This is a genomic window from Janthinobacterium sp. SUN211 (assembly GCF_030587315.1).
Classification (GTDB): Bacteria; Pseudomonadota; Gammaproteobacteria; order Burkholderiales; family Burkholderiaceae_D; genus Janthinobacterium; species Janthinobacterium kumbetense.
Map to the genome: position 1 here is coordinate 118,701 of NZ_JAPWIC010000011.1, position 16,377 is coordinate 135,077.

At 62.7% G+C, this 16,377-nt stretch carries 18 protein-coding genes; 11 read left to right on the forward strand and 7 right to left on the reverse strand.

All coding sequences use genetic code 11. The annotated features are described in order from the left end of the window. The first annotated feature begins 92 nt into the window (after nt 1-92). Genes O3301_RS27205 through mmsB form a run of 5 tightly spaced genes read left to right on the forward strand, consistent with a single transcriptional unit; the run spans nt 93 to nt 5,614 of the window. Entirely contained in the window at nt 93-1,601 is a 1,509-nt protein-coding gene (locus O3301_RS27205; protein WP_305058004.1) for a CoA-acylating methylmalonate-semialdehyde dehydrogenase, read from the forward strand. A 9-nt stretch (nt 1,602-1,610) separates the two neighbouring features. Next, the gene (locus tag O3301_RS27210) at nt 1,611-2,771 is read left to right on the forward strand and encodes an acyl-CoA dehydrogenase family protein (RefSeq protein ID WP_251351301.1); all 1,161 of its coding nucleotides are present in this window, start codon (nt 1,611-1,613) and stop codon (nt 2,769-2,771) included. Continuing rightward, a complete protein-coding gene (locus O3301_RS27215; RefSeq protein WP_305058005.1) occupies nt 2,768-3,553 on the forward strand; it encodes an enoyl-CoA hydratase in 786 nt (261 codons plus the stop codon). The genes O3301_RS27210 and O3301_RS27215 overlap by 4 nt, the downstream gene beginning before the upstream one ends. Beyond that, complete coding sequence (locus O3301_RS27220) at nt 3,546-4,688, forward strand: enoyl-CoA hydratase/isomerase family protein (protein WP_305058006.1); 1,143 nt, start codon at nt 3,546-3,548, stop codon at nt 4,686-4,688. Before O3301_RS27215 ends, O3301_RS27220 begins: the two co-directional genes overlap by 8 nt. A 23-nt stretch (nt 4,689-4,711) precedes the next feature. After that, a complete protein-coding gene (mmsB, locus tag O3301_RS27225; RefSeq protein WP_305058007.1) occupies nt 4,712-5,614 on the forward strand; it encodes a 3-hydroxyisobutyrate dehydrogenase in 903 nt (300 codons plus the stop codon). A 186-nt stretch (nt 5,615-5,800) separates the two neighbouring features. Here mmsB and O3301_RS27230 read toward each other — a convergent pair whose 3' ends face one another. Continuing rightward, nucleotides 5,801-6,415: a hypothetical protein gene (locus O3301_RS27230; protein WP_305058008.1), complete on the reverse strand. Its 615-nt coding sequence runs from the start codon at nt 6,413-6,415 to the stop codon at nt 5,801-5,803. A 3-nt stretch (nt 6,416-6,418) separates the two neighbouring features. Further along, nucleotides 6,419-7,018: a hypothetical protein gene (locus tag O3301_RS27235; RefSeq protein WP_289917725.1), complete on the reverse strand. Its 600-nt coding sequence runs from the start codon at nt 7,016-7,018 to the stop codon at nt 6,419-6,421. Nucleotides 7,019-7,263: 245 nt separating this feature from the next. On the opposite strand from O3301_RS27235, the gene O3301_RS27240 reads away from it, so the two are divergent. Together O3301_RS27240 and hrcA are read left to right on the forward strand one after the other, a co-directional pair. Continuing rightward, nucleotides 7,264-7,989 (forward strand): HAD family hydrolase, encoded by a 726-nt coding sequence (locus tag O3301_RS27240; RefSeq protein WP_305058009.1) that lies wholly within the window; start codon nt 7,264-7,266, stop codon nt 7,987-7,989. A gap of 102 nt (nt 7,990-8,091) precedes the next feature. Then, on the forward strand, nt 8,092-9,108 hold the full coding sequence (gene hrcA, locus O3301_RS27245; RefSeq protein ID WP_305058010.1) for a heat-inducible transcriptional repressor HrcA: 1,017 nt from the start codon (nt 8,092-8,094) through the stop codon (nt 9,106-9,108). Between the two features lie 51 nt (nt 9,109-9,159). On the opposite strand, the gene fur is transcribed toward hrcA, so the two are convergent. Then, nucleotides 9,160-9,591 carry a ferric iron uptake transcriptional regulator gene (fur, locus tag O3301_RS27250; protein WP_034778781.1) on the reverse strand — a complete coding sequence of 144 codons (432 nt, stop codon included), beginning with the start codon at nt 9,589-9,591 and terminating at the stop codon, nt 9,160-9,162. Nucleotides 9,592-9,787: 196 nt separating this feature from the next. Between fur and O3301_RS27255 the strand changes: the two genes are divergently transcribed. From O3301_RS27255 to O3301_RS27265, 3 genes are read left to right on the forward strand one after another with little or no spacing between them, the layout of a single operon-like run. Beyond that, complete coding sequence (locus O3301_RS27255; RefSeq protein WP_305058011.1) at nt 9,788-10,411, forward strand: outer membrane protein assembly factor BamE; 624 nt, start codon at nt 9,788-9,790, stop codon at nt 10,409-10,411. Nucleotides 10,412-10,430: 19 nt separating this feature from the next. Next, nucleotides 10,431-11,240 (forward strand): 4-hydroxy-tetrahydrodipicolinate reductase, encoded by an 810-nt coding sequence (gene dapB / locus O3301_RS27260; protein WP_077408775.1) that lies wholly within the window; start codon nt 10,431-10,433, stop codon nt 11,238-11,240. An 8-nt stretch (nt 11,241-11,248) separates the two neighbouring features. After that, the gene (locus tag O3301_RS27265; RefSeq protein ID WP_099666271.1) at nt 11,249-11,575 is read left to right on the forward strand and encodes a barstar family protein; all 327 of its coding nucleotides are present in this window, start codon (nt 11,249-11,251) and stop codon (nt 11,573-11,575) included. A gap of 53 nt (nt 11,576-11,628) precedes the next feature. On the opposite strand, the gene O3301_RS27270 is transcribed toward O3301_RS27265, so the two are convergent. Both O3301_RS27270 and O3301_RS27275 read right to left on the reverse strand, forming a co-directional pair. Continuing rightward, entirely contained in the window at nt 11,629-12,876 is a 1,248-nt protein-coding gene (locus O3301_RS27270; protein WP_289907317.1) for a CaiB/BaiF CoA-transferase family protein, read from the reverse strand. Beyond that, the gene (locus O3301_RS27275) at nt 12,876-14,054 is read right to left on the reverse strand and encodes an acyl-CoA dehydrogenase (RefSeq protein ID WP_035822683.1); all 1,179 of its coding nucleotides are present in this window, start codon (nt 14,052-14,054) and stop codon (nt 12,876-12,878) included. The genes O3301_RS27270 and O3301_RS27275 overlap by 1 nt, the downstream gene beginning before the upstream one ends. 160 nt (nt 14,055-14,214) lie before the next feature. Between O3301_RS27275 and O3301_RS27280 the strand changes: the two genes are divergently transcribed. Then, the gene (locus tag O3301_RS27280) at nt 14,215-15,120 is read left to right on the forward strand and encodes a LysR substrate-binding domain-containing protein (RefSeq protein WP_305058012.1); all 906 of its coding nucleotides are present in this window, start codon (nt 14,215-14,217) and stop codon (nt 15,118-15,120) included. Between the two features lie 6 nt (nt 15,121-15,126). On the opposite strand, the gene O3301_RS27285 is transcribed toward O3301_RS27280, so the two are convergent. Then, a complete protein-coding gene (locus tag O3301_RS27285) occupies nt 15,127-15,492 on the reverse strand; it encodes a VOC family protein (protein ID WP_305058013.1) in 366 nt (121 codons plus the stop codon). Between the two features lie 91 nt (nt 15,493-15,583). Continuing rightward, the gene (locus O3301_RS27290; RefSeq protein ID WP_305058014.1) at nt 15,584-16,372 is read right to left on the reverse strand and encodes a helix-turn-helix domain-containing protein; all 789 of its coding nucleotides are present in this window, start codon (nt 16,370-16,372) and stop codon (nt 15,584-15,586) included. Between the last annotated feature and the right edge of the window lie 5 nt (nt 16,373-16,377).

Sequence of the window (16,377 nt, forward strand, 5' to 3'; positions counted from 1 at the left end):
CTTTGCATTATCTCGCATTTTCACGCCTTGTTTGCGGCCCGTATTGTGCGAATAATGCAAACAGACCTATACCCCCAACGAGGAGACACCGAGTGACCACGCAAACTTCCATCCCTACCGTTCCACTGCTGATCAACGGCGAGTGGGTCGAATCGACCACCACCGTCTGGCGCGACGTCGTCAACCCTGCCACGCAGGAAGTATTGGCCCGTGTGCCGTTCGCCACGCCGGAGGAAGTCAACGCCGCCATCGCCTCGGCCCAGCGCGCCTTCAAGACTTGGCGCAAGACGCCGATCGGCGCCCGCGCCCGCATTTTCCTCAAATTGCAGCAATTGATCCGTGAAAACATGGCCGACCTGGCCGCCACCTTGACGATGGAACAGGGCAAGACCCTGCTCGACGCGGAAGGCGACGTCTTCCGTGGCCTGGAAGTGGTGGAACATGCGGCCAATATCGGCACCCTGCAAATGGGCGAATACGCGCAAAACGTGGCCGGCGGCGTCGATACCTACAGCGTGATGCAGCCGCTGGGCGTGTGCGCGGGCATTACCCCGTTCAATTTCCCCGCCATGATCCCCCTGTGGATGTTCCCGATGGCAATTGCCTGCGGCAATACTTTCGTGCTGAAACCATCGGAGCAAGACCCGCTGGTGACGGAAAAACTCGTGCGCCTGGCCTTGCAGGCGGGCATCCCGGCCGGCGTGCTGAACGTCATCCACGGCGGCGAAGACGTGGTCAACGCCCTGTGCGACCATCCGGACATCAAGGCCATCTCGTTCGTGGGTTCGAGCAAGGTGGGCACGCATGTGTACCAGCGTGCCAGCTTGAACGGCAAACGCGCGCAATGCATGATGGGCGCCAAGAACCACGCCGTCGTCTTGCCTGACGCCAACAAGGAACAGACCGTGAACCAGTTGCTGGGTGCGGGCTTCGGCGCGGCCGGCCAGCGCTGCATGGCCGCGTCCGTCGCCGTGCTGGTGGGCGAAGCGCGCGACTGGCTGCCGGAACTGGCAGCCAAGGCGAAAACCCTGACGGTGGGCGCGGGCAAGGACAATCCGGACCTGGGCCCTGTCATTTCCTGCGCAGCCAAGGATCGCGTGCACAGCCTGGTCGCCAAGGGCATCGAGCAGGGCGCCGTGCTGACCCTCGATGGCCGCGACGTGAAGGTCGATGGCTATCCGAACGGCAACTTCGTCGGACCGACGATTCTGTCCGGCGTGAAACCCGGCATGGTCGTATATGACCAGGAAATCTTTGGCCCCGTCCTGATCGTCGTCGAAGTCGATACGCTCGATGAAGCGATTGCCCTGGTGAACGCGAATCCGAACGGCAATGGCACGGCCCTGTTCACGCAAAGCGGCGCGGCCGCGCGCTATTTCCAGGAAGAAATCGACGTGGGCCAGGTCGGCATCAACGTGCCCATCCCCGTGCCCGTGCCCCTGTTCAGCTTTACAGGTTCGCGTGGCTCGAAACTGGGCGATTTGGGCCCGTTCGGCAAGCAAGTCGTGCTGTTCTACACGCAGACGCAGACGATTACCCAGCGCTGGTTCACGGACGCGGCCTCGGTGGGCAAGGTCAACACCACCATCAGCCTCAAATAAGGAGCCGGCATGGACTTTGAACTGAGCGACGAGCAGCGCGAGTTCCAGCAGGCGGCGCGCGCGTTTGCCGAAGGCGAACTGGCGCCGCACGCGGCGCATTGGGATGCGGAATCGATTTTCCCGGTGGAAACGATTGCCAAGGCGGGCGAGATGGGCTTTTGCGGCCTGTACACGCCGCAGCGCTGGGGCGGCCTGGGCCTGTCGCGCCAGGATGCGGCCATCGTCTTCGAGGAGCTGGCCGGCGGCTGCACCTCGACCACGGCCTATATCACGATCCACAACATGGCCACCTGGATGCTGTCGCGCTGGGGGCAGGAAGCCCTGTGCGACGAATGGGTGCCTGCCCTGGCGGCCGGCCAGAAGCTGGCCAGCTATTGCCTGACGGAACCGCAGTCGGGCTCCGACGCGGCCTCCCTGCGCACCAAGGCCGTGAAAGAGGGCGATTTTTATGTACTCGACGGCACGAAAGCCTTCATTTCCGGCGCGGGCCAGACGGACATGCTGATCGTCATGGCGAGAACCGGCGGCGAGGGCGCGGCCGGCATTTCCGCGTTTGCCGTGCCGGCGAATTTGCCCGGCATCGTGTATGGCAAGAAGGAAGAAAAGATGGGCTGGAACAGCCAGCCCACGCGCATCATCAGCTTCGACCAGGTGAAAGTGCCTGTCGGTAACTTGTTGGGCGCGGAAGGCGAAGGCTTTGCCATCGCCATGAAGGGCATCGATGGCGGTCGCATCAATATCGCCGTGTGCTCGGTGGGCACGGCGCAGGCGGCCCTGACGCGGGCGCAGGCCTACATGAAGGAGCGCACGCAGTTCGGCCGCGAGCTGGCCCAGTTCCAGGCCCTGCAATTCAAGCTGGCCGACATGCTGACGGAGCTGGTGGCGGCGCGCCAGATGGTGCGTCTGGCTGCCTGGAAACTCGACCAGGAAAGCCCGGATGCCACGGCATATTGCGCTATGGCAAAACGCTTCGCCACGGATGTGGGTTTCAATGTGGCCAACGATGCGCTGCAATTGCATGGCGGCTACGGCTATATCCGCGAGTATCCGCTCGAGCGCCACGTGCGCGACACGCGGGTGCACCAGATCCTGGAAGGGACGAATGAAATCATGCGCCTGATCGTCGCGCGAGCGATTTTGAAAGATGGCGCCACGGAGACCTTACGATGACCAAAGTGTATACCAATCTGCTGCTGGAACGCCGTGGCCATACGGCCCTGGTAACCCTCGACAACCCGCCCGCCCACACGTGGACCCTGGCCAGCCTGAACGCGCTGAGGGACCTGGTGGCCGACCTGAATCTTGATCCGGACGTGTATGCGCTCGTGATCACGGGCGGCGGCGCCAAGTTCTTTTCGGCCGGCGCCGATCTGAAAGTGTTTGCTGACGGCAACAAGGACACGGCGTTCGCCATGGCCGCCGCCTTTGGCGAGGCATTCGAGGCGCTGTCCGCGTTTCGCGGCGTCAGCATCGCCGCCATCAATGGCTATGCCATGGGCGGCGGGCTTGAGTGTGCGCTGGCGTGCGATATTCGCATTGCCGAGGAACACGCGCAGATGGCCTTGCCGGAAGCGTCCGTCGGCCTGCTGCCGTGCGCGGGCGGCACGCAGCATTTGCCGTGGCTGGTGGGCGAAGGCTGGGCCAAGCGCATGATTTTGTGCGGCGAGCGGGTCGATGCGGCCAAGGCCCTGGCCATCGGCCTCGTCGAGGAAGTCGTGCCAACCGGCAAGGCTGCCGCCACGGCGCTGGCCCTGGCCGCCAAGGTGGCCCGTCAAAGCCCCACCAGCGTGACGGCGTGCAAGACCCTGATCCAGGGCGCGCGCAGCCATCCGCTCGTCGATTCCCTGCCCGATGAACGCACCCTGTTCCTCGGCCTGTTCGATACGCAAGACCAGAAAGAAGGCGTGCAAGCGTTCCTGGAAAAACGTCCGGCGGAGTGGAAGAATGGCTGAAAATACTGTGGCTGAAACCTTGGTTGAGACCGTCAAGATAGAGGAACGCGACTGTCCCGGCGGCATGAAGCTGGGCGTCATCACCCTCGATGCGCCAAAATCCTTGCACGCGCTGACCCTGGACATGATACGCGCCATCGATGGCGCCCTCGTGCGCTGGGCCGGTGACGACGCCATCGCCTGCGTGGTGCTGCAATCGTCGACCGACAAGGCCTTCTGCGCGGGCGGCGACGTGCGCAGCCTGCGTTCGGCCGTCGTCGAGCAAGCGGGTGTCGTGCCGAATCCGCAGGCGCTGGCCTTCTTTGCCGAGGAATACCGGCTCGACCACCGCATCCACACGTATGCGAAACCGCTGCTGGTGTGGGGCGGCGGGATCGTCATGGGCGGCGGCCTGGGCCTGATGGCGGGCGCCAGCCACCGCGTCGTGACGGAAGGCACGCGCATCGCCATGCCGGAAATTACGATTGGCTTGTTCCCGGACGTGGGCGGCAGCTGGTTTCTGGGCCGCATGCCGGGCCGCAGCGGCCTGTTCCTGGGGCTGACGGGGGCACCGATGAACGCGGCTGACGCCCTGTTTGCGGGCCTGGGCGACTATTTCCTGCGCCAGGAAGAGCGGAACATGGTGCTCGACGCGCTGGCGCTGGCGCAATGGCAAGCCAGCCCGCAGGCGAACAGCGAGCAGCTGGACCGCCTGCTGCGCGGCTTCTCGGCTCCTGCGTCCTTGCTGCCCGTGTCCGAAGTGCGCGCCAACTTCGACGCCATCGCCGCGCTGACGCAAGCGCCCACCTTGCCCGAAGTGGTGGCCGCCATCGCCGCGTATGACGGCGATTCGGCCTGGCTGCAAAAGGCGGCCCACTCGCTGCACAAGGGCGCGCCCAGCTCCGCCGCCCTGGTCTGGGCCATGCGCGAACGCACGCGCCATATGAGTTTGGCGCAAGTGTTCCAGCTGGAATTGATCGTTGCCGTGCAGTGCTGCGCCCATGCGGACTTCAGCGAAGGCGTGCGCGCCTTGCTGATCGACAAGGACAACGCGCCGCAGTGGCAGCCAGCCAGCCTGGCCGACGTCGGCGACGCGTATCTCAATGGGTATTTCACGGCGCCGTGGGATAGCCATCCTTTGCGCGACCTACATTAAAAGAACAACAGGAGACTTCAAAAATGCAACATATCGCTTTCATCGGCTTGGGCAACATGGGCGCGCCGATGGCCCGCAACTTGGTGGCCGCCGGCTTCCACGTATCCGTATTCGACCTGACGCCGGAGGCCGTGGCGTCGCTCGTCGAGGCGGGCGCCACGGCGGCCGCCTCCGCCAGCGCGGCCGTGCAGACGGCCGACGCCGTTATCACCATGTTGCCAGCCAACAAGCATGTGCAGGAGCTGTACCTGGCGGCGGGCGGCGTACTGGACTCGGCCAAGCCCGGCGCCCTGTTCATCGATTGCAGCACCATCGCCGCCGATGTGGCGCGGCAAGTGGCACAGGCGGCCAGCGAACGGGGCTTTACCATGATCGATGCGCCCGTCTCGGGCGGCACGGCGGGCGCGGCAGCCGGCACCCTGACCTTTATCGTCGGCGGCAGCGAAGCGGCCTTGCAGCAGGCACGTCCCCTGCTGGAAAAGATGGGTAAGAACATCTTTCATGCGGGCGAGGCGGGCGCGGGCCAGGTGGCGAAGATTTGTAACAACATGCTGCTGGGCATCTTGATGGCCGGGACGGCCGAGGCGCTGAACCTGGGCGTGGCGCATGGCCTGGACCCGAAAGTGTTGTCCGACATCATGGCCAAGAGTTCGGGCCGCAACTGGACCCTGGAAGTGTACAACCCGTGGCCCGGCGTCATGGACGGTACGCCCGCGTCGCGCAATTACACGGGCGGCTTTGGCACGGCGCTGATGCTGAAAGACCTGGGACTGGCGCAGCAATCGGCCCTGTCGGCGAACGCGCCTACGCCCTTGGGCGGCCTGGTGCGTCAGATGTACCAGATGCATGCGCAAGCTGGTTATGCGCAGCAAGATTTCTCCAGCATCGTGCAGATGTTGCAGCCGGGCTTGAATAAACCCGCGTGAGAAATTTTGGGCAAAAAAAAGCCCGCTGGTAAAAGCGGGCTAAATCCAATTCTTGGAAGAGTTGGAGGAGACAGATGCATTATGCTGCATCGCCACATATAACTCCAATTTATCTTTGGAATATCAACTATAGATTTCCATGATATCTCTTCCCGGTAGCCGCCTGGCGGCTACCGTTGCCGCAACTCAGGCGGGTTTGCAGGCGATCTTCAGCGCCGTTACATTCCCTTCGCCCATGGTGCCTTTTTCAGTACCTGGCGCCAGCTCGCACTGCAGACCCTTCGGCTGAGCGGAGACGCTGATGGCATAGGTTTCGCCATAGGCGACAAAGCCGCCTATGGTAAAGGTCGTGGCATCCTTGAGCACCGGTGTTAGTGTACTACCGTTAATCAGTACCAGGCCATCCACGGTCAGGCCGGAAATCGTGCCGCCCACGGTATATTTGTTTTGGAAGCAAGTAACAGCGGCGCTGATATTGATGTAATGACCAGCCGAGCCGGAACCGCCGCTGATGCCGCAAGTCATGTGGGCCGGTTGTTGCTTGACGGTGATGTCATACGCGGTGCCGTAGTCGATGCGCTTGGCAAAGGTGAAGTTTGTTTTCCCCGCAGGAACCGGCAGGGGGTCGCCGCCATTGGCCAGGATCAATCCTTCATTGTTCAAGCCTGAGATCGTGCCGCTGACCTCATACGAGGCCTTGCCGCCGCAAGCGGCCAGTCCCAGGGTCAGCAGCAGCGCGGCGAGTGGGCGCAAGCAGGATAACTTCATGTAATTCTCCAAAAAATAGGTGACGGATCGCAAGGATTACTGCGGCGTGCAGTCAAGTGTGGCCGCGGTCGTGGCGGCAGAGCCCATCGTGCCGACCGTATCGCTGGCGTCGGCACTCTTTGAACCCTGGAAGCGGCACGTCAGGCCCGTTGGCTGAGCCAGTATGGAAATACCGTACGGGGCGCCGTCAGCTACCGATTCGAATGTGTAGGCGGTGGCGCCAGCCGACAGGGTGATGCCGGTGGAGCCCATCACCAGGCGCAAGTTGCCGGCGGTCAGGCCCGTGATCGTGCCTGTCAGCGGGTAGGTGTTGGTCTTGCAGCTCACCACGGCCGTGGTGACGGAGTAGCTCGATGCCTTGCCAACGCCATTGATGATGGTGCAAACGGCGCCCTTGGGCTGTTCCGCGATGGTGATATTGTAGCGATCATCGGTCTTCACCAGCTTGGTGAAGGCAACGTTGGTCTGGCCCGCAGTAACCGGCAAGCGTTCGCCGTCATTCTGGAGAATCAGGCCATCCTTGGCCAGGTCGCTGACTGAGACTTGCAGATACAGGTTGCCGCCGCTGCCGCCGCAGGCTGCCAGTGTGACGGCGCAAGCCGCCGCCAGCATCGAGCGCAGGTACAAATTTTTCATACATTCTCCAAAACGAATTAGGTTGGGTAGCGCAACGCGGACGCTGGCGCCGCATTGGAATGGCGCCTATTTTAGTCTATCTGGCAAGCTCGATGACCTTGCCTTGTATCACCCTGTAACAATTTTTCGCCAGGAAGCGCTGGCCCGGCCCCATTTCACGGGGGCGCAGCCATGCCGGCGGCGGCGATCGGTGCGACAATAGGCGCACCCTGCGCACCGTGACGCAGCATCCCATTGTGAGTCCCATGTCTCTTGCCCCCGTAAAACCCGCCGTGCCGCCCAAGGCCATCCTGTTCGACCTCGACGATACCTTGTGGCCCATCGCGCCCGTGATTGCCGCCGCGGAAACCCTGCTGCACGACTGGCTGGCCACGCATGCGCCCAAGGTGGCGCAGCAGTTTTCCATCGAGGTGCTGCGCCAGCACCGCCTGGCCATGCTCAAGGAACAACCGCATTTCCATGGCAACCTGATCGAGTTGCGCCGCGCGGGCTTGCTGGCCGCCTTCGAGGCTGCCGGCGAGGATCCCGCCCTGGTCGACGGCGCTATCCTGCAATTCCTGGCCGCGCGCAACCGCGTCCAGCCCTATGACGACGTCTTGCCGGGCCTGGCCTGGATGCGCCAGCGCATGCTGGTCGGTTCGATCTCGAATGGCAATGCGGACCTTGACATTATCGGCCTGGCGCAGCATTTCAAGGTATCGATCGCCGCCAGCGATTTTGGCGTGGCCAAGCCCGACGCCAGCATCTTCCTGGCAGCTTGCGCCGCGCTGGACGTCGCGCCCCATGAAGCCGTGTATGTCGGCGACGACCTGTATTTCGACGTGACGGGAGCGCAGGGGGCGGGCATGCGCGCCGTCTGGATGAACCGCAAGGGCAGCGATGCGCACCTGGCCGCCGGCGTGCAGCCCGACGCCATCTGCGCCAATTTTGATGAATTGTTGCTGTGGTTGCAAGGGCAACTGGAAGATTGATCGCCGCAGGCCGGGCGAACGTGCATAATAGGCGCTGTTGACGCACGTTCGGCCGCTTTCGTTGCCGCTTGCTTAACAAAATACTTGCCTAAATAAAACACCATGCAACTCGATACACGTGCCCAAACACTGCTGAAAGCCCTGGTCGAGCGATATATCGCCGACGGCCTGCCGGTCGGTTCGCGCGCCTTGTCGAAAATTTCCGGCCTGGACCTGTCGCCGGCCACGATCCGCAACATCATGGCCGACCTGGAAGAGCTCGGTTATGTGTCCAGTCCGCACACCTCGGCCGGACGCATCCCCACCCCGCGCGGCTACCGCATCTTTGTCGACACCTTGCTGACCGTGCGGCACCTGGACGAGCACCTGGTGGAATCGCGCATGCGCCTGCAGACGCCGCAACCGCAAAAAACCATCGCCAACGCGGCGCAGATGTTGTCGTCGCTGTCGCAGTTTGCCGGCGTCGTGCTCAGTCCGCGCCGCGAATCCGTGTTCCAGCAAATCGAATTCCTGCGCCTGTCGGAAAAACGCATCCTGCTCGTCATCGTCGCCCCCGGCGGCGACGTGCAGAACCGTTTATTGCTGACGGAGGCCGACTACACGCCGGCGCAACTGGTGCAATCGGCCAATTACATCAACCAGAATTATGGCGGCCTGTCCTTCGACGCCGTGCGCATGCGTCTGCAGGGCGAATTGCGCCAGTTACGCGACGATATGGGCAGTTTGATGCAGGCGGCCGTGGAAGCGGGCAGCGAAGCGATGGCCGACCATAGCGATGACATGGTGATTTCCGGCGAGCGCAACTTGCTCAGCGTGAGCGATCTGTCGTCGAACATGCATTCGCTGCGCCAGATGTTCGACATGTTCGAGCAAAAAACGGGCTTGATGCAGTTGCTCGACGTGTCGAGCAAGGCGACGGGCGTGCAGATTTTTATCGGCGGCGAATCGAACCTGGTGCCGATGGATGAGATGAGCGTGGTGACGGCGCCGTATGAAGTCAACGGCAAGATCGTGGGAACGTTGGGAGTGATCGGGCCGACGCGCATGGCTTACGAGCGCGTCATCCCGATCGTCGATATCACGGCCAAGCTGCTGTCAAGCGCGCTGAGCCATCATTGATCGTACTGCCTGACGCGCCGGCCGGTCCCTTGCGGAAACGGCCGGCTTGGGTCAGGCGGTTTTGTGCGGGCAAGCCGTCTTGATGCAGTTGCCGTAGATGGCCAAAGCGTGTTCGGCGATCTTGAAGCCGCGCTCTTCGGCCACTTTTTGCTGGCGCACTTCGATGTCTTCGTCGAAGAATTCTTCGACCCGGCCACAGTCGAGGCACACCAGATGGTCGTGGTGGGAACCTTCGTTGAGCTCGAAAATCGCCTTGCCGGTTTCAAAATGGTTGCGATTGAGCAAGCCGGCCTGTTCGAATTGCGTCAGGACGCGGTAGACAGTTGCCAAACCGACATCCATATTGTCGGCCAGCAGAATCTTGTAGACGTCTTCCGCGGTCAGGTGGCGTACCGGGCTACTCTGGAAGATATCGAGTATCTTCAGCCGTGGCAGGGTGGCTTTCAGGCCGCTTGCCTTGAGATCACTAGGATTGTTACTCATGTTTGTTGCTCGTATGTGGGTCAGGTGCTTTATCATATAGCGTTTTGTCGGGGAGTGCCAAAATATGCTTTTTTTTGGCGGGCCGGTCACTCCTGGCGTTTTGTTCATCCAATTGAGGTCATTTATGCGCGTAACACCGGCTGTATTGCCATCTCTCTGGCACCGTATTCCATTTCGAGCACCAGTCTTGGCAGGCATGGTCTGTGTCGCGCTGGCCATGTCCGGCTGCGCCAACCGTGGCATCCTGGGCGAAAAGCCGGCAGCTGCTCAAAAAGAAGGCAAGGAACTGGTTCCCGAACAGGGCGCACAAACGACCACCATTACGCCGCTGCAAAAATTCATGTGGTTTTTCTCGCCCTACCGTCCTGACATTCAACAAGGCAACTTTGTCTCCGAAGAGATGCTGGCCCAGTTGAAAGTGGGCATGACGCGCGACCAGGTGCGTTTCGTCCTCGGCACCTCGCTGCTGACCGATATCTTCCATGCCGACCGCTGGGATTATCCATTCCGCCTGGCACGGGGCAGTGGCGAAACCACCAGCAGCCGCGTGGTCGTGTACTTCGGCAAGGATGGCAAGGTTGAACGTTTCGAAGGCGGTAACTTGCCGACGGAGAAAGAATACATCGACCGTATCGCCGGTCCGTCGCCGTTTGCCAAGGTCGCCAAGGCCGATGCGCCAGCCGCCGCCGTGCCGTCGCCCGTGGCGCCGAGCGCCGTACCCATGCCGGCCGATGCCGCACCCGCCATTCCTGTGAGCAAGCCGGAAGTGACGCCTGCGCCTGCCGCCGAGCCTGCACCTGCTGCCGAACTCACCAAATAAGTTGCTGTAAGAGAATAAAATGACTGAACTGAAAATTGCCATCGCTGGCGCCAGCGGCCGCATGGGCCATATCCTGATCGAAGCGGTCAGCAATGCGCCCGACGCCGTGCTGGCCGGCGCGCTCGACCGTGCCGGTTCGCCGTCGATCGGACAGGATGCGGCCGCCTTCCTCGGCAAGCCGGCCGGCGTGCTGACGGAGTCCGACCTGGCGAAGGGCCTGGCGAACGCCGACTTCTTGATCGATTTCACGCGTCCGGAAGGCACTTTGCAGCACCTGGCGTATTGCGCCGAGCACGGCATCAAGATGATCATCGGCACCACTGGTTTCGATGACGCTGGCAAGGCCGCCATTGCCGCCGCCGCCGAAAAGACGGCCATCATGTTCGCGCCGAACATGAGCGTGGGCGTGAATGTCACCATGAAGTTGCTGGAACTGGCCGCGAAAAGCCTGTCCGAAGGCTACGACATTGAAATTATCGAAGCCCATCACCGCTTCAAGGTCGATGCGCCGTCGGGCACGGCCCTGCAAATGGGTGAAGTGGTGGCCGGCGCCTTGGGACGCGACTTGAAGGAATGCGCCGTGTATGGCCGCGAAGGCGTGACGGGCGAACGCGACCCGTCGACCATCGGCTTTGCCACCATCCGCGGCGGCGATATCGTGGGCGACCATACGGTGTTGTTTGCCGGTATCGGCGAGCGCATCGAGATCAGCCACAAGTCGAGCAGCCGCGTCACCTACGCCCACGGCGCCCTGCGCGCCGCGCGTTTCCTGGCCGACAAGCCCACGGGCCTGTTCGACATGCAGGATGTGCTGTCGCTGAAGAACTGAGGAAGACCATGGCCACTGCCATCCTGAATGGAAAAGACATCACCGACGCAGCGAGCTTTCACGCGCAATGCGTGCAAGCCTTCGGTTTCCCCGAGTTTTACGGCAACAGCATGGATGCCTGGGTCGATTGCCTCAGCTACCTGCGCGACGACGAAAACATGACGCAGTTCCGTTTGAAACCGAACGAAGTGCTGGACATCGTGGTGCAGGACGCCGAAAGCATGAAGGCGCAAGTGCCTGATTTACTGGAAGAAATCACGTTTTGTATTGCCGGCATCAATGAGCGCTATGAAGATTACGGTGAAAAGCCGGCGCTGAAACTGGTGCTGAAATAAGGCTGAATCAATAAAAAACGCCGGACAGTGTTGCCACTGCCCGGCGTTTTTCTTTAGACGACCTTGCGTTCGCGCAAACCGTCGATCTGGCCGCCATCGAGGCCCAGCCATTGCTGCAGCACCTCCTGGGTATGCTGTCCCAGCAATGGCGGCGGCAAGCGGTACTGCACCGGCGAGCCCGACAGGCGCACGGGATTGGCCACCAGCGCCACCGTGCCCGCCGTCGGGTGCGGCATCTCCACTTTCAAGCCACGCGCCACCACTTGCGGGTCGGCAAAGACCTGGTCGATGCGGTTGACGGGGCCACACGGCACGGCTTGCGCCTCGAAGGCGCTGATCCACTCGGCCGTCGTGCGCATCACCGTGGCCTGGCGCATCAGCGGAATCAGGATTGCCCGGTGCGCCACGCGCTGCGGATTGGTGGCGAAACGTTCGTCCTGCGCCCATTCCGGATGGCCGGCGACGGCGCAAAAGCGCGAGAATTGCCCATCGTTGCCGATCGCCAGAATCATGTCGCCATCGGCTGTGGGAAAGTCTTGATATGGAACAATGTTCGGATGCGCATTGCCCATGCGCTGGGGCACCTTGCCGCCGCACAGGTAATTGGCGGCCTGGTTGCCTAGCGCCGCCACTTGCACGTCCAGCAGGGCCAGGTCGATATGCTGGCCCAGGCCCGAGCGTTCCCGTTCGGCCAGCGCCGCCTGCACGGCGATGGTGGCGTACAGGCCTGTCAGGATGTCCGTCTGCGCCACGCCCACTTTTTGCGGCCCGGCGCCAGGCTGGCCGTCGGGCACGCCCGTGATGCTCATCAAGCCGCCCATGCCCTGGATCAAAAAGTCATAGCCGGCGCGCGCCGCGTACGGCCCATCCTGGCCGAAGCCGGTAATCGAGCAATACACGAGGCGCGGGTTGAGTTCCAGCAAGCTGGCCGCGTCCAAGCCGTATTGCTTCAAGCCACCCAGTTTGAAATTTTCCAGCAAGACATCCGCCTCGGCCGCCAGCCGGCGCACCAGGGCTTGCCCTTCCGGGGCGGCCAGGTCGATGCACAGGGAGCGCTTGTTGCGGTTGGCGCACTGGAAGTAGGCGGCCTCGGCGGTGTCGCGGCCATCCTCGTCTTTCAGATACGGCGGCCCCCAGGAGCGCGTGTCGTCGCCGCGGCCCGGCTGTTCAACCTTGACCACGTCGGCGCCCAGGTCGGCCAGCATTTGCCCGGCCCACGGGCCGGCCAATACGCGCGACAGGTCCAGCACGCGCAAGCCGGTCAGCGGCGCGGGCCGCAGGGTGGAAGCCAAGGCGTCCATTAGTTGAACGCGGCGATGCCGGTGATGGCGCGGCCGATGATCAGCGCGTGCACATCGTGCGTGCCTTCGTAGGTGTTGACCACTTCCAGGTTGACCAGGTGGCGGATGACGCCGAACTCGTCGGAAATGCCGTTGCCGCCCATCATGTCGCGCGCCACGCGAGCGATGTCCAGCGCCTTGCCGCAGCTATTGCGTTTCATGATGGACGTGATTTCCACGGCCGGCGAGCCTTCATCCTTCATGCGGCCCAAGCGCAAGCAGCCTTGCAAGCCCATGGTGATTTCCGTCAACATGTCGGCCAGTTTCTTTTGCACCAGTTGATTTGCAGCAAGAGGGCGGCCGAATTGCTGGCGGTCCATCGTGTACTGGCGTGCCTTCAGGTAGCAGTCTTCGGCCGCGCCCAGTGCGCCCCAGGCGATGCCGTAGCGGGCGCTGTTCAAGCAAGTGAACGGGCCTTTCAAGCCGCGCACGTCCGGGAAGGCGTTTTCTTCCGGGCAAAATACTTCATCCATGACGATTTCGCCGGTGATGCTGGTGCGCAAGCCGACCTTGCCGTGGATTTCCGGCGCCGACAGGCCTTTCCAGCCTTTTTCCAGCACGAAGCCGCGGATCGCGCCTTCATCGTCCTTGGCCCAGACGACGAACACGTCGGCAATCGGGCTGTTGGTGATCCACATCTTGGCGCCCGACAAGCTATAGCCGCCCGGTACCTTGCGCGCGCGCGTGACCATGCTGCCAGGGTCGGAGCCGTGGTTCGGTTCCGTCAAGCCGAAGCAGCCGATGAATTCGCCCGTCGCCAGTTTCGGCAGGTATTTCTGCTTGGTTTCTTCGTTGCCGAAAGCGTTGATCGGCACCATCACCAGCGACGATTGCACGCTCATCATCGAGCGGTAGCCCGAATCGACGCGTTCGACTTCGCGCGCGGCCAGGCCGTAGCAGACATAGTTCAGTCCGGCGCCGCCGTATTCCTCGGGAATGGTCGTGCCCAGCAAGCCCAGTTCGCCCATTTCGCGGAAGATGGCGGCGTCCGTGCGGCCATGGCGGAACGATTCGAGCACGCGCGGCACCAGGCTGCCCTGGCAATAGTCGCGGGCCGCTTCCAGCACGGCGCGTTCGTCGCCTGTCAGTTGTTCTTCCAGCAGCAGGGGGGAATTCCAGTCGAATACGGTTTTGCTCATCACAGGCCTCGCAGGTGAGCGCCGGTGATCGGCGCAAGATTGAATATGACTCATGGTAGATTTTTGCCTAGCCTTGCGCAAACGATTTTTTCGCACCCAGACATGCGCGTTGCGCATATCTTGCGGCATACTGGTGTTCTTTTACCGGCCGGATATTCCCATGTCACGCAAAATCCCCATGCTGCAAGCGTTGAATTGTTTCGAGGCGGCCGCGCGGCACCAGAGCTACACGCATGCGGCGCGCGAACTGTCGCTGACGCAAAGCGCCGTGTCGCGCCAGATTTCATCCTTGGAAACTTTTCTTGGCGTGCAACTGTTCCAGCGCACGCGCCACGGCGTGCTGCTGACCAGCGCCGGCGCCGCGTATGCGCGGCAGATCGCCGCCCGCCTCGATGGCCTGGAGCGCGACACGCTCGACACCATGGCGCGCCAGGGCGGCGGCGGCGCCTTGCAGCTCGCTTCCGTGCCCACGTTTGCCACGCGCTGGCTGATGCCGCGGCTGTCTTCGCTGGCGGACTTGCATCCGGACATCGTCGTGCATATCGACGCGTATACAAAACCGTTCATGTTTGCCGATACGGAATACGATGGCGCCCTGTACGCGGGCACGCCCGAGCAGCTGGCGCGCTGGCCCGGTACGCGCGCCACCTTGCTCATGCACGAAGAAATCGTGCCCGTCGCCAGCCCCCGCCTGCTGGCGGCGCGCAGCGACTGGCAGCCGCAGGATTTATTGGAATTAACTTTGTTGCAACAAAGTACACGCCCGGGCGCCTGGCGCCAGTGGTTTGACGCCATGCAGGGCGAGGGCGAGGGGCGCGACGGGGCGCACTATGGCGCCCGCTACGAACTGTTTTCCATGCTGGCCATGGCAGCCGTGCAAGGGCAGGGCGTGGTCTTGCTGCCACGCATGCTGGTCGAAGCGGAACTGGCGCGCGGCGAATTGCAGATCGCATGCGAGCGCCCACTGCGCGGCCAGCGCGCGTATTACCTGATCACGCCCGAAACGGCACATGAAAAGACGGCCTTGCAGCAGTTCCGGCTATGGCTGCAGGGCGAAGCCGCCTGAGGCAATTCAAACCACCTTGGCCGTGTCGAAATGGGGATTGTCGATCAGGCCGATCTGGTTGCCGAATGGGTCGAGCAATTCCACCGTGCGGATGCCGTCGCCCACGTCCGTGATCGGGTGGTGCAGGGTGCCGCCCAGCGCAACGATGCGCTCGACTTCCTGTTCGATGCCGTCCACGCCCCAGTATGTCACGCTGCCCTGCGTGCCCGCTTCGCCACCCGGCAGCAGGCCCAGCTCGAAGCCGCCGATGGCAAAGCCGACATAGAACGGCTGATCGAAATACGGCGCCGTGTTGAAAACCTGGCTGTACCAGGCCTTGGCCTTGTCCAGGTCGGGGACGGGGTAGGTGACGGTGCGCAAGCCCTTGATCATGTTCTGCTCCTGTTGGTTGAAATAGTCGGCGAAATACCTGGCGCCATGATGCCACCGGCGCGCGCCGCGCGATTGGAAAAATGGAAGGTGGTCATGCACGCCGGCCCGACAGCCACGCCTCGGGCGAGCTGCGAGCGAAATCCTGGAAGTCGTGGATCAGGTGCGACTGGTCGAAATAACCATATTGCAAGGCCACTTGCGCCCAGTCCGGCTGTCCCGCCAGGCTTGTCAGGCCCCGGCTGGCGGCGCGAAAACGGCAGATGCGGGCAAACAGCTTCGGGCTGATGCCGACTTGCTGGCGAAATTGCAGCGCCAGGTGCTGGCGCGACACGCCCAGTTGCTGCGCCAGGCCCTCCACGCGCACCTGGCCGGATGCGCGCTCGATGGCCGCGATGGCATGTTCGGCCGCGCCAGCCTGGCGCCGTGGCGGCGCGGCACGCAGGCGCAGCAGCAGATAATCTTGCAAAATGGAAATTCTTTGCGTATTGGACAAGGGCTCGCTCCACAGCGCGTCACCGAGGCGCGCCGCCAGCTCGCGGCCCCACAGTTGCTGCAAGCCCGTGCGGCCATCGTTGAGTTCGCACAAGGGCAGCTGGAAAAAGCGTGCCGCCGCGCCCGGCTTGAAGCGGGCCGCCACCGTCTGCACGAGACCCTGGCTGACGACGGCAATCGGCGCCGTCATCATGCCGACGGCAAAGCTGGCGTCCTGCTGGTCCTGGCACAGGATGTCGATGCAATTGTCCGGCAAGACCTGGTGCGTGAGGGGCGTGGCGCCCGTCTGCACGCGGCACGTCCAGACGCAGTCCAGCCACGGCCGAAGGGCGGGGATGGGCGGATATTCCTGGTAGACGATCATGGCCGGCGTTGATGCAAAGAACAAGATTG

What these genes read in the sequence shown, in the direction of transcription:
- O3301_RS27280 (WP_305058012.1), top strand. Translation starts at nt 14,215, where the DNA reads ATGTCACGCAAAATCCCCATGCTGCAAGCGTTGAATTGTTTCGAGGCG.
- hrcA (WP_305058010.1), top strand. Translation starts at nt 8,092, where the DNA reads ATGCAACTCGATACACGTGCCCAAACACTGCTGAAAGCCCTGGTCGAG.
- O3301_RS27275 (WP_035822683.1), bottom strand. Translation starts at nt 14,054, where the DNA reads ATGAGCAAAACCGTATTCGACTGGAATTCCCCCCTGCTGCTGGAAGAA.
- O3301_RS27285 (WP_305058013.1), bottom strand. Translation starts at nt 15,492, where the DNA reads ATGATCAAGGGCTTGCGCACCGTCACCTACCCCGTCCCCGACCTGGAC.
- O3301_RS27240 (WP_305058009.1), top strand. Translation starts at nt 7,264, where the DNA reads ATGTCTCTTGCCCCCGTAAAACCCGCCGTGCCGCCCAAGGCCATCCTG.
- O3301_RS27235 (WP_289917725.1), bottom strand. Translation starts at nt 7,018, where the DNA reads ATGAAAAATTTGTACCTGCGCTCGATGCTGGCGGCGGCTTGCGCCGTC.
- O3301_RS27265 (WP_099666271.1), top strand. Translation starts at nt 11,249, where the DNA reads ATGGCCACTGCCATCCTGAATGGAAAAGACATCACCGACGCAGCGAGC.
- dapB (WP_077408775.1), top strand. Translation starts at nt 10,431, where the DNA reads ATGACTGAACTGAAAATTGCCATCGCTGGCGCCAGCGGCCGCATGGGC.
- O3301_RS27255 (WP_305058011.1), top strand. Translation starts at nt 9,788, where the DNA reads ATGGTCTGTGTCGCGCTGGCCATGTCCGGCTGCGCCAACCGTGGCATC.
- O3301_RS27270 (WP_289907317.1), bottom strand. Translation starts at nt 12,876, where the DNA reads ATGGACGCCTTGGCTTCCACCCTGCGGCCCGCGCCGCTGACCGGCTTG.
- O3301_RS27215 (WP_305058005.1), top strand. Translation starts at nt 2,768, where the DNA reads ATGACCAAAGTGTATACCAATCTGCTGCTGGAACGCCGTGGCCATACG.
- O3301_RS27220 (WP_305058006.1), top strand. Translation starts at nt 3,546, where the DNA reads ATGGCTGAAAATACTGTGGCTGAAACCTTGGTTGAGACCGTCAAGATA.
- fur (WP_034778781.1), bottom strand. Translation starts at nt 9,591, where the DNA reads ATGAGTAACAATCCTAGTGATCTCAAGGCAAGCGGCCTGAAAGCCACC.
- mmsB (WP_305058007.1), top strand. Translation starts at nt 4,712, where the DNA reads ATGCAACATATCGCTTTCATCGGCTTGGGCAACATGGGCGCGCCGATG.
- O3301_RS27210 (WP_251351301.1), top strand. Translation starts at nt 1,611, where the DNA reads ATGGACTTTGAACTGAGCGACGAGCAGCGCGAGTTCCAGCAGGCGGCG.